This window comes from Njordella calcicola (assembly GCF_056494125.1).
The window spans coordinates 2,007,575-2,019,301 of record NZ_CM151396.1 but is presented as its reverse complement, the minus strand read 5'-3'; the positions used below and the strand labels follow the sequence as shown (position 1 = coordinate 2,019,301).

Sequence of the window (11,727 nt, the reverse complement as noted above, 5' to 3'; positions counted from 1 at the left end):
GGTATGGTCAGCTATCTGAGGAGTCTGTTTCACGTCTTTAATAGATCGCTGGTTTTCAGAGTTCGAAGGACAAACTAGAATCGGTGGGCCACGCTGGAGTTGTGACGATTTTCAACGATCAAAGTTTGCTGAGAAAGACTTGCATGACAATGCAATTGCCCCCGGACGCGTTTATCAATCGTGAATTGAGTTGGTTGGAATTCAATCAGCGGGTGTTGGAGCAAGCGATGTACGGCAAAGTTCCGCTGCTGGAACGCCTGAAATTCCTGGCAATTACGGCTTCGAACCTGGATGAATTCTTCATGGTTCGCGTTGGATCGCTGCAGATCCAAGAGGAACAGCGTCCGGACAGAATGGATCCTAGCGGCCACACGCCGGCAGAACAATTGGCAATGGTACACGATCGCGTCGATGAGATCGTTCGCGATCAATACAAGTGTTACCTCGAACAGATTGAACCCAATCTGCGAGCCGAAGGGCTTGAGCATGTGCATCTGGCGGAAGCAAGTTTGCGACATCGCGAAGCGGCTGAACGTGTATTTTTGGAAGAACTCTATCCGATTGTCTCGCCCATGAACGTGACACTCGAGAGCTTTCCACTGCTGAATAACTTAGGGCTCTATTTGTTCGTTCGAGTGCGACGCAATTCGTTGTTACCCAGCGATCCCAAGCTAGGCGAGACGGCAAGCACGCCAGAAGATGCGGAAACGGAAGCTGAGCAAGAGAGTTATTTCTTGTTACCGATGGGTGGCTCTACCCCACGCTTTATCACGCTGCCGTCTGATCGTGGTTATTGCTACGCACTGTCCGAAGACATCGTAGCCACCTTTATTGGTCAGTTCTTTCCAACGAGTGAAGTGCTGGAGTGCGTCCCGTTTCGAATGACTCGCAATAGCGACATTAGTGTCCGAGAGGATGGGGCCTTTGACCTGATGCGTGGTATGGAGAAGGTGCTGTCGGCCAGACGAGTAGCCGATTCGGTGCGAATCGAGATTGCCTCGAACGCATCGGAGACAGCAATTCAGTTTTTGCAAGATGCGCTACGCATGTCACCCAACGATTTCTTTCGCATTCCCGGACCACTGGATTTGGCCAGCATGATGCATCTGACGAATGCGGAAGGTTTCCCTGCCCTCAGGGATAGTGCTTGGACGCCGCAACGTTCGCCACTCATTGACCCGTCGGTCTCTATGTTCCAGACCATAGCGCAGCAGGATGTTCTACTCTGCCATCCCTACGAGAGCTTTGAACCGGTGGTGCGCTGGTTGGAAGAAGCCGCGGATGACCCGGATGTTTTGGCGATCAAACAAGTGCTCTATCGTACCAGCCGTGGAAGCGCGATTGTATCGGCGCTCAAGCGTGCTGCAGAACGTGGAAAGTACGTAACGGCCGTGGTGGAACTGAAAGCGCGTTTTGACGAAGCTCGCAATATTGAGTGGGCAAAGGAATTGGAGCGAGCCGGCGTGCAAGTCATCTATGGTGTCAAATGGTTGAAGACGCACGCGAAAATCTGCATTGTGGTACGACGCGAGCCGCACGGGATCGTTCGTTATTGTCACTTTGGAACGGGCAACTACAACGAGTCGACCGCTAGGATGTACAGCGACATTAGTTATTTGACTTGCGACGAAGAACTGGGGAGCGACGCTAGTGCATTCTTTAACGCTATCACGGGCTTTAGCCAACCGCAACAATTCCATCGTTTAGAAATGGCGCCCACTGGTTTGCGTCGGCGTTTGTTGATGCTGATCGATGGTGAGACGCAACGAAAGCGGCAGGGCCAGCGGGCTCATATTGCGGTGAAGCTCAATTCGTTGGTTGATCCGGAATTGATTGCTGCCTTGTATCGTGCCAGCCAAGCGGGGGTAACTATCCGGCTGAACATCCGTGGGCAATGCTGCTTGAAACCCGGTGTTCCTGGCCTCAGCGAAAACATTCATGTCGTCAGCGTGGTGGATCGTTTTCTTGAGCACGCTCGGGTACTCTATTTCTATCACGGAGGCGACGAACTGGTCTTTCTCAGTTCAGCAGACTGGATGCCCCGAAATCTGGATCGTCGGATAGAGTTGTTGGTTCCCGTCGAAGACCCAACTTCGCAACGACGACTAATCTCGATTTTGGATACCTACTTTCGCGACAATCAAAACGCTTGGGAATTGCAGCCAGATGCAACTTATATCCGTTTAAGCCCTGGACATGATCAGACCAAGTTCCGAGCCCAGCGAATACTGTATGATACAGCAGTTGCGGCGATCCAGCAGGTCGATCAAACGCGACACACTACGTTCCAGCCCCACCAAGCGACCGTTGCGAAACACAACTAAGCTTCCCCCCTCCTGAGGAGACCGCGATGTCGAAACAACAATCATCAAGCCTTTACTCCTCCACAAAATGCTCGACTAGGAAAACATGTTCCGCTAGTTGCTGGCGACAATGGTGTTGCTTTGGTGGTCTCACGCTGGCCTTGGTCGCATTCGCCGCGCCATCAGGACTAGCTCAAGAAACATCGGCTAGCGTGTTGCCTTTCAAACTTAGAACTCTGGATGACCATGCACCGTTCACTGTTCCTGCCAACAAAGAGGATTGGTTGAAACGAAAAAGTGAACTGAAGGACCAATTAGAGTTGGCTCTAGGTCTGCTCCCCGCACCGCAACTTGCACCTCTGGAACCTAAGGTCTTTGATACTTTGACGCGCGATGGCTTTGTTGTTCGCAAAGTGATCGTTGAAACATTACCTGGCTTTTACCTTACCGGCTCACTGTTTCTGCCCGAGGGCGATTTGAGTGACAGGCGACTGCCCGCCGTTTTGAATCCACATGGGCATTGGACCGACGGCCGTATGTATCGCAGTTCTGATAACGAAGTGAAAGCCTTGCTTGCTAGCGGCGCAGAACGCTTTGAGTCAGCCGCTCGAAATCATATCCAAGCTAGGTGTGTTCAACTCGCGACAATGGGATGCGTGGCGTTTGCTTATGATATGATCGGTTATGCCGACAGCCAACAGATCAGCATGGAGCGAGCACATGGTTACGGCAATAGCTCTGTGAACCCGACCGATGAAGACTCGAAGTACTTGTTCTTCAGTCCACGCGCGGAAATGTATCAGCTCAACATCATGGGTCTGCAGGCCATCAATTCGATACGAGCGATTGAATTTCTTCAGTCGTTGCCTTTTGTCGATGGCTCCAAGTTGGCGATTACAGGCGCCAGTGGCGGTGGCACACAATCTTTTATAACGGCCGCTTTAGACGATCGAATCGCTGGCGCTTTTCCCGCTGTGATGGTCTCAACGGGCATGCAAGGCGGTTGCACTTGTGAGAACGCGGCTCATCTTCGGACGCATACGGGCAACGTGGAAATGGCTGCCATGATCGCTCCGCGACCAATGGGCATTACTGCTGCCGATGATTGGACCAAGAACGTCAAAGCAGACGGCTTTCCTCAACTACAACAACTCTATTCATTGATGGGCGCGGGCGGAAAAATCGAGTTGTTCGCGGCCACTCATTTCCCTCACAATTTTAATCATGTAAGCCGCGTGGCCATGTACGGTTTTATGAATCGACTATTTGACCTAGGGCTTCGTGAACCAATTCTTGAAAACGACTTTGATTACCTCACTCGCGAAGAATTGACGGTATGGGGTGGCCAGTACGACGAGCCACTTAAGGGATTAGAACTGGAAAAGAAGCTCGTCAAGCATTGGCAAGAACAAATCGACACGCATTTTGCATTGGGCGGACGCTCAGAGGCAAAAGCCTACTTAGAGACTCAAGCTGGCCAACAGCTCAAACAAGGCTGGCAAGTTCTGACGTCCTTTGCCGAACCATGGGCAATGGATTGCTCAGCAGAATACTCGTGGCCTCTGGACCAACAGCATCCAGTATTGGTCTTGAAGAATTCCTCGGGAGTGGCGGTCGCAAGCGGGCGGATCATGATTGACGATCCCTTGAAGCAACGCGGAAGAGGGGCCGAAGTAAAGTTTGATTGGCCAAACATACGCAGCATCAAAGTTTACATCAATGCAAACAGACCATTCAAACCAAACACCAACGCGGACACCATGGTGCTGGAATTGAACATCGAGGACCCTTTGCTTAACGAGTTTGGCGGATCAGAAACTCAGCGGTTGGTGCCCAACCCGCGACCTGCCGCCGCGTTCACTTTTGGATATAACGCACCGGCGATACTGCGCCGTGCTGGTGTACTCATGTCTGCAGTCGATGATTTAGTAGTGAAACGTCCAGATGTTCAAATTGAAGTGAACGCGAATGGCAGCGACAGCTTTCTAGCAGCGGTCGCAGCGCTGCGCCGCCCCTCTTCGGTTCGTCTGATACAATTGCACTCTCCGGAAAGCTTTCGCTTCGCAGAACTAGATTCGATTCGTCATCGAGATTTTCTGCCAGGAGCATTGCGGTACCAAGATATGCCGGGATTGTTGGCCTGTATTCATGGTTCGAGCAAGGTGGAAATTCAAGAGTAAGGCGAAGGCATGAAAAAGACTTACCTGGTCAACCAACACGAGCATCAAGATACGCAAGCGTTGGAGTCCAAGTGGGAGCTTCCGTGCGGAACTGGAGTCATCTCATTGTACTGGCGCGAGTTGTCGGGGGGACGCAGTCACGGTGTGCAAATGCTTGCTGTCGACACCGGTGGCATACTTGTTGAAATCGTCCCGACACGAGGGATGGGAATTTGGAAGGCTTGGGCGGGCGACGTACACGTAGGCTGGATCAGCCCAGTACAAGGTCCTGTGCATCCATGCCATGTGCCTGTTCATGAAGCAAGTGGCATTGGCTGGCTGGAAGGGTTTGACGAATTGCTAGTGCGATGTGGATTAACCAGCAACGGCGCGCCTGACTTTTCTCCGCATGGTTCTTTGAAATGGCCATTGCACGGACGCATTGCGAACTTGCCAGCAACCCAGATGTGGATCGAGATCCATGAAACGGAGGGATACATCGATGTCGTCGGAGTTGTGCCCGAGACAAAGTTCCTTGTTGGCAACCTCGAACTAATGACACGTTATCGGTTTCGTGCAGGCAGTGCGAAGGTGGAAGTTTTCGATCAGGTCACGAATAGATCAACGCAACCAGCCACGATGCAATTGCTGTATCACATCAACGTTGGCCAACCGATTTTAAGCGAGGGGGTTGAGATTTTGACTTCAGCTAGCCGGGTGTCGGCCCGCGATGCCCGCGCAGCCGAAGGGCTGAACGACTGGAGCCAATGCCTTGGTCCAACGCCGGGGTATGCGGAGCAAGTTTATTTCTTGAAGCCGGCGTCGGACGCTGACGGAATGAACGAAGCAGCCTTGATCAACCAGCCTGATAGCTTGGCGTTTCTCGTTACTTTTGCGACCAAATCGCTACCTTGTTTAACGATCTGGAAAAACACGGCGGCTTTAGTAGATGGGTACGTGGTAGGGTTGGAACCTGCCACCGGATTTCCCAATCCGCGTTGCGTGGAAGAAGAGCAGGGGCGTGTCGTATTGCTAGATGCTCAGCAATCGGAATCTTTCTATGTTGCCGTGGAACCGATTGTTGGAGACCAACAAGTCGCGGCGCTTCGGCAGCGATTATTAGCTAAAAACTAATTCGATTTTACCTTCCTTCGCTCGGGATTAAGGGGGCTGCATGCTTCTTTGGCGAATCACGGACTCGGCTTGACTTCAGGTTATTCGACAGCCGCAGCAGTCGCGTCGTACAACCTGGATGCACCATCAATAAAGCCCGCGAAACGAAGCCAGGGCGTTATCACCTCTGCAATGACTACCATTTACCAAAAGGGCGTAATTGCGAACCAAACTAGTCGAGATTTCTTTTGCGTAGTGGCGTTGAATTTCCATTAGCCGCTTGTCGGATGCAATATTGCCAGCTATCGTATTCCAATCACGTTAGCTCGCTTGTTGGACAACAGTTTGGGTAGGCTGTTAAGCGACAAGGGCGGTCCGATGACTTCCGAGTGAAGGCATGCTGGCCGGAGTTTCGACTCGGTTGACTTGATATAGTGGCTGCTTCGGCAGCGTTACATCATTGTTTCCTGTTTTCATAGTCGAGATTTTGGCGAATGTCCTCAGACAAAAAATATAAGCTTGAGTATGTATGGCTTGACGGTTACCTACCCGAACCAAATTTGCGCAGCAAGACGAAGATCGTCGCTAAAGAGCCCAAGTCCGTTGATGATCTTCCGATGTGGGGATTTGACGGTTCTTCAACTCAGCAAGCGGAAGGCAGTAGCTCTGACTGTATCCTGAAGCCAGTTGCTATGTATCCAGATACAAGTCGCAAGAATGGTTTCTTGGTCATGTGCGAAGTTCTGCTGCCAGACGGTTCGCCTCACCCAAGCAACCACCGCGCAATGTTCGAGGACAGCGCAGATCTTTGGATCGGTCTTGAACAAGAATACTTCTTCATGGAAAACGGCCGTCCGCTTGGTTTCCCAGCCGATGGCTATCCAGCCCCGCAAGGTCCCTACTACACCAGTATTGGTTATAACCAAGTAGGTGATGTTGCTCGACAAGTCGTTGAAGAACACATGGATTTGTGTCTTGATGCGGGCATCGAATTTGAAGGGATTAACGCTGAGGTTGCCAAGGGGCAATGGGAGTTCCAAGTTTTCGCAAAAGGGGCCAAGAAGGCTTGCGACGATTTGTGGATGGGACGCTACCTGTTGATTCGCCATGCGGAAAAGTACGGTCTATCGGTTGAACTGCATTGCAAGCCGATTCGCGGCGACTGGAACGGTTCCGGTATGCACTGCAACTTCTCCACCGCTAAACTTCGCGATGAAGGTGGCAAGGAGTACTTTGAGAAGCTGATGGCAGCGTTCGACAAGTACAAAGACGAACACATCGCAGCCTATGGTCCTGACAACCACCTGCGTCTGACTGGACTGCATGAAACTCAGTCGATTGATAAGTTCAATTGGGGTGTGGCCAATCGTGGTGCGTCGATTCGTGTGCCTCACAGCTTTGTGAAGGACAATGCTTACAAGGGTTACTTGGAAGATCGCCGACCGAACTCGCAAGCAAACCCCTATCGCATCATTGCCCGCGTACTGCAAACGATCGCGTCAGTGAGCTAGTCCTTTCTTACTTAAAAAGTGAAAAGCAATTAACGCTTTGGTCGAGCCGACCAAGGCGTTTTTTGTTATTCTATGGTTAAGTGTTCAGACAGGTATTTTCAAGGGAAAGGGCGGCCAGTGATCAAACAAGAAGCTTTCGGTGAAGATGAAAAACATCGTCCACAGCCGATATTTGAACAAGAATCGATATCGTTTGATCACGAGCACTATTTAAACTTGATGAGGCGCACAATCGATCGCTTGCAGGCAGATCGAGCTAGTCGAGGCGATCTCAAACTACTTTCGCGAACTTTGCGAGAATTGCGTTATGCACTCAAAGTATTTCAGCCGTTTCGACGTCGACGCAAGGTAACCATCTTTGGTTCCGCAAGGACGCAGCCGGATCATCCAACCTATCATCTGGCCGAAAAGCTCGCGCACAGCATGGCCAAGCATGACTGGATGGTCATAACCGGAGCCGGCCCGGGGATTATGGAAGCCGGTCATAAAGGTGCTGGGCGTGAAGCATCGATGGGGCTGAATATCATTCTGCCGTTTGAGCAGTCGTCCAACGAATTTATTGAAGGTGACCCAAAGCTTGTTACGCTCAAGTATTTCTTTACTCGAAAGCTGATGTTCGTTAAGGAATGTGCCGCGGTCGTTTGTCTGCCAGGCGGTTTTGGAACGCTGGACGAAGCGCTCGAAGTGCTAACACTGATTCAGACTGGCAAGCAAACGATCTTGCCAATCGTCTTTCTGGACGAACCCAATGGCACGTATTGGAAATCGCTGGAACGGTTTATCAAAGACGCGCTGCTGGGCGGTGGGTTGATCAGCCCTGACGATCTTCATTTGTTTCGCATTCAAACCGATGTTGAAGGAGTCGTCGAAGAACTGCTTGGGTTCTATCGAAATTACCACAGCATGCGTTACGTAAACGATGAATTGGTGATCCGATTAAACCAGCGCTTGCCCGACGAATTTGTCGCTTCTTTAGCCAAAGAGTTCTCGAACATCTTAGTCTCGGGGACTTTGTGTCAATGCGGACCGCGAGAGCAAGAGAAGAACGAACCGGAAATCATCGATCTACCGCGTCTGTGCTTGCACTTCAATCGCAGGAACTTTGGCCGACTGCGAATGCTAATCGACCGCATCAATTCGATTGACCTCAGCAAATAAGCGTGCATGCCACGTCCCTAGCGACACTTCCGTTGCCGTGTTTGGCTATCGATCGATAACGTACATCATCATACTGCGACAACCGTGTGCACCGATCACCAGCGATTGCTCAATGTCAGCCGTCTTGCTAGGACCAGAGATGAAGCAATTAAAGCCTGGCCGTTGAAGCTTGATCTGAGCATAAGCTTGATGCAGTGTGTCGAGTATATTACTTCGATTAACGATTAATACCAAATGCTGAGCGATGAAGAAGACAACGCGATGACGCAACGCTTCATCGCTTGCCCAAACCGCGCCGTTTTCAGCCACCGCAAGATTGCTTTGGTAGATGGAAAAATCAATCGCCTCTAGGTCGTGAGGTTGTGCGATGGAAGCAAGATCGATATTACCCGCGATCGGATTAAAATTAGACCAGATCGACTTCGCTGAAGAGTACTCAGGATACAACTGCAGCTCTTGCTCAACAGATTCCTCGGAGGGCACAAGCTTGCATTGTCCACCGACAAAGCGAATGACTTCTTCGAGTTTCGCGTAGCGGTCTTCAAAGTGAATCCAATCGCCCTCGATCACCTCGGGCAGTTCTACTGCAGGGACATTGACAGCCGTGAGTCGTTGCAAAATCGCCGCTTTGGATTGCGTTTGGGGAAGATACGGTTTGCTCATAATCCACTAGCCTTCTTTGATTTTCTAGCCGCATACGCCGAACGGAATGTACCATTGGTTACTGGTGGCATCTCTCGGGCGTTCCCCCACGCATTCAATCGAGTATAAATCAGCCAGCGTGGTGCGATGCGCAATACCATGCGGGCCATCGCGCCGGACAATCTGTAAATGGCCGGCCTACGGAGAACTTGGCTGGCCAATCCCATCACCAAACGCTTCGACCAAGGCAGCACTTTGTCCTTGCCTAACTTACCCCTCAATAAAAACAGTTGGTGATGCAAATCGATTTTCACAGGACAAACATCGGTGCATGAGCCACAAAGGGAACAAGCAAACGGCAACGATTTGTACTTATCGGGCTCTGACAGCGGGTTCAGAATACTGCCGATCGGACCAGGAACTGCACTTTTATAAGAGTGCCCCCCACTTCGTCGATAGACCGGGCAAGTATTCATGCAAGCACCGCAGCGAATGCAGTTCAATGAACGACGGAAGTGTTCGTCAGCCCGAATCTCACTGCGGCCGTTGTCTACCAGAACGATGTGTAACTGGCCACCAGGCCGCGGGCCATGGAAATGCGACGTATAAGCGGTAATCGGTTGGCCAGTTGCACTGCGTGCCAACAGACGAATGAATACCGACAGGTCGACGGTTCTAGGGATCAGTTTTTCGATCCCCATGCAAGCGATATGGATGTTAGGCAGCGAGACACCTAAATCCGCGTTGCCTTCATTTGTGCAAATAACGATGCCGCCTGTTTCCGCGATGGCAAAGTTCACGCCACTGATCCCAGCTTGCCCCGTCATAAATTCAGACCGCAATTGTTTTCTGGCTGCTTTCGCGAGAAAGTCAGGGTCGGCGTTGCCTTTAGGGGTATTGATATGCTGATGAAACGTTTCCCCCACCTCCTCCTTTTTGATATGGATGGCAGGTAAGACGATATGGCTTGGCGATTCTTGTCTTAGTTGCACGATCCATTCACCCAAGTCGGTATCGACGACGTTGATTCCATTTTTTTCCAAGTAAGGATTCAAATGGCATTCTTCCGTCAGCATCGACTTACTTTTGACTACTTGCTGGACGTTGTTGGCCCGTAAAATCTCTAACACAATGCGGTTATGCTCTTCCGCATCTGCCGCCCAATGAACCACGGCCCCAAGTTCAGTGGCGTTCCGTTCAAACTGCTCTAACAATTCCGGCAAGTTGGCAATCGTGTGTTGCTTAACTTCCGAGGCCAATTGGCGCAGTGTTTCCCATTCTGGAAGAGATGCCGCTTGACGATCGCGCTTTTGCCGAACAAACCATAACGCAGCGTCATGCCAATGAGCGCGTTCTTCATCGCGAACAAACTCATTAGCTAATTTCGGATGGTCCATACGATTCAGGACCGGCAGTTCCACTTTGGCTGTTGGTGTAGCGGTCGTTTTGATCTTTGGCAACGCTTCGGTTGGGATACTGGCGTTCATTATAAATTCTAGATTTGTAAGTAGTTTATTTGGCTGCGGCAACCGAGGCGGGCTTTCGACCTGCAAGTATTTGAGCGATATGCATAAACTCCATTCCGTCTCGGTTTCGCTGCGAAAGCCCTTGTAAGTGCATCAAGCAACTCACATCCGTGGCCGTTACAACCTGGGCACCTGAACTGCGAAAGTCAGCCAATCGGTCCTTGCCCATCAGCACCGACACGCCTTCTTCTACAACCGCAAAAGTTCCGCCAAAACCACAACACTCATCGCTTCGCTGCAACGTGGCTAGCTCAATTCCTCGGACCGACGCCAACAGTTTCCGGATCGCGTCCCCTTGATCCTTCATGACTTCGCTACAGTTCCCCAACCGCAGTTCACGCAGGCCATGGCAACTGGGATGCAAAGCGACCCGATACGGGAATTCGACATCGATTGCTTCGATCTTCAGGACCTTGGTCAGAAACTCGCAGACTTCGAACGTCTTCGCTTGAACTTGGGCGTATTCTTCGTCATTTTGAAAATACTCGTCGTAATGATTTCGAATCATTGAAACGCAAGATCCACTGGGGGCGACCACGTAGTCGAATGGCTTGAAGAGCTGTACGAAATTTTTTGCCAGTGGTCCCACTTGGCTAGTACAACCGCTGTTGGCCATAGGCTGTCCGCAACACGTTTGCTGCTGAGGGTAATCGCAATCGCAGCCAAACTGCTCTAACAGTTCAAACGTAGCTAGTCCAACGTCTGGATAGAATTGGTCAATGTAGCAGGGGACAAACAATCCGACTTTCATACGCATCTACAGTATCGAAGAACCGACAGGGGAGGGGGGACGAAGATCAACTGGGTGGTTGATTCTTGGCTCTATCATATTCTAAGAAGTGTTCGAGGATTAGATGAGCAGCCACTCGATCGATCCTTCTTTTTCGCTGCTTCTTGGTGAATTCTCCTTCGGCTAGCAATCGATCTGCTAGCCGTGTGGTGTAGCGTTCGTCGAAAAACCGAATTGGCAGGTCTGTCAAAAAGTGCAAAAACTGAGCAAAGTCGCGTACTTCGCGACTTTTTTGGCTTTCTTGTCCATCGCAGTGGACCGGCAAGCCAATCACCCATGCTTCAATCCGTTCAAGCTTCACAAGCTCGGAAAAAAATTTCGCATCAAGTTTTTCATTCCGGCGGTTGTAAGTGGTCAGCGGACTGACCCATTGCCGCGTGGGATCACAGATAGAAAGCCCAATTCGAACGGTACCGTAATCGATCCCCACAATCCGTCCAGAGCTTGGCCAGTTGTCGCCAAGTTGTTGGACAGTCAGTTCGTTCAGGAAGGAATCGTTATCGGAATTTCTTGATGTCACGACTA

Annotated in this window: 9 protein-coding genes; 5 read left to right on the top strand and 4 right to left on the bottom strand. The window is 50.9% G+C overall.

Going from position 1 to position 11,727, the window contains the following annotated elements:
• Window positions 1–143 precede the first annotated feature (143 nt).
• From ppk1 to SH302x_RS07560, 5 genes are all read left to right on the top strand, one after another.
• Window positions 144–2,324, top strand: a complete 2,181-nt coding sequence (ppk1, locus tag SH302x_RS07580; RefSeq protein WP_479368126.1) for a polyphosphate kinase 1 — start codon at window positions 144–146, stop codon at window positions 2,322–2,324.
• 26 nt (window positions 2,325–2,350) lie between these two features.
• Entirely contained in the window at window positions 2,351–4,483 is a 2,133-nt protein-coding gene (locus tag SH302x_RS07575) for an alpha/beta hydrolase family protein (RefSeq protein ID WP_479368125.1), read from the top strand.
• 9 nt (window positions 4,484–4,492) lie between these two features.
• Entirely contained in the window at window positions 4,493–5,596 is a 1,104-nt protein-coding gene (locus tag SH302x_RS07570) for an aldose 1-epimerase family protein (RefSeq protein ID WP_479368124.1), read from the top strand.
• 473 nt (window positions 5,597–6,069) lie between these two features.
• Window positions 6,070–7,086 (top strand): glutamine synthetase beta-grasp domain-containing protein, encoded by a 1,017-nt coding sequence (locus SH302x_RS07565; protein ID WP_479368123.1) that lies wholly within the window; start codon window positions 6,070–6,072, stop codon window positions 7,084–7,086.
• 72 nt (window positions 7,087–7,158) lie between these two features.
• Entirely contained in the window at window positions 7,159–8,244 is a 1,086-nt protein-coding gene (locus tag SH302x_RS07560; protein WP_479368122.1) for an LOG family protein, read from the top strand.
• Window positions 8,245–8,289: 45 nt separating this feature from the next.
• Here the strand turns inward: SH302x_RS07560 and SH302x_RS07555 are convergent, their stop codons facing one another.
• The 4 genes from SH302x_RS07555 to ruvX form a co-directional block, all read right to left on the bottom strand.
• The gene (locus SH302x_RS07555) at window positions 8,290–8,907 is read right to left on the bottom strand and encodes a LutC/YkgG family protein (protein ID WP_479368121.1); all 618 of its coding nucleotides are present in this window, start codon (window positions 8,905–8,907) and stop codon (window positions 8,290–8,292) included.
• The gene (locus SH302x_RS07550) at window positions 8,904–10,283 is read right to left on the bottom strand and encodes a lactate utilization protein B (protein WP_479369247.1); all 1,380 of its coding nucleotides are present in this window, start codon (window positions 10,281–10,283) and stop codon (window positions 8,904–8,906) included. The genes SH302x_RS07555 and SH302x_RS07550 overlap by 4 nt, the downstream gene beginning before the upstream one ends.
• A 115-nt stretch (window positions 10,284–10,398) precedes the next feature.
• On the bottom strand, window positions 10,399–11,169 hold the full coding sequence (locus SH302x_RS07545; protein WP_479368120.1) for a (Fe-S)-binding protein: 771 nt from the start codon (window positions 11,167–11,169) through the stop codon (window positions 10,399–10,401).
• 40 nt (window positions 11,170–11,209) lie between these two features.
• Window positions 11,210–11,722: a Holliday junction resolvase RuvX gene (ruvX, locus tag SH302x_RS07540; RefSeq protein WP_479368119.1), complete on the bottom strand. Its 513-nt coding sequence runs from the start codon at window positions 11,720–11,722 to the stop codon at window positions 11,210–11,212.
• Window positions 11,723–11,727 lie beyond the last annotated feature (5 nt).

Excerpts from the sequence above, each read along its gene's own strand:
- SH302x_RS07550 (WP_479369247.1), bottom strand. The coding sequence starts at position 10,283 with ATGGACCATCCGAAATTAGCTAATGAGTTTGTTCGCGATGAAGAACGC.
- SH302x_RS07555 (WP_479368121.1), bottom strand. The coding sequence starts at position 8,907 with ATGAGCAAACCGTATCTTCCCCAAACGCAATCCAAAGCGGCGATTTTG.
- SH302x_RS07560 (WP_479368122.1), top strand. The coding sequence starts at position 7,159 with ATGGTTAAGTGTTCAGACAGGTATTTTCAAGGGAAAGGGCGGCCAGTG.
- SH302x_RS07565 (WP_479368123.1), top strand. The coding sequence starts at position 6,070 with ATGTCCTCAGACAAAAAATATAAGCTTGAGTATGTATGGCTTGACGGT.
- SH302x_RS07570 (WP_479368124.1), top strand. The coding sequence starts at position 4,493 with ATGAAAAAGACTTACCTGGTCAACCAACACGAGCATCAAGATACGCAA.
- SH302x_RS07545 (WP_479368120.1), bottom strand. The coding sequence starts at position 11,169 with ATGCGTATGAAAGTCGGATTGTTTGTCCCCTGCTACATTGACCAATTC.
- ppk1 (WP_479368126.1), top strand. The coding sequence starts at position 144 with ATGACAATGCAATTGCCCCCGGACGCGTTTATCAATCGTGAATTGAGT.
- SH302x_RS07575 (WP_479368125.1), top strand. The coding sequence starts at position 2,351 with ATGTCGAAACAACAATCATCAAGCCTTTACTCCTCCACAAAATGCTCG.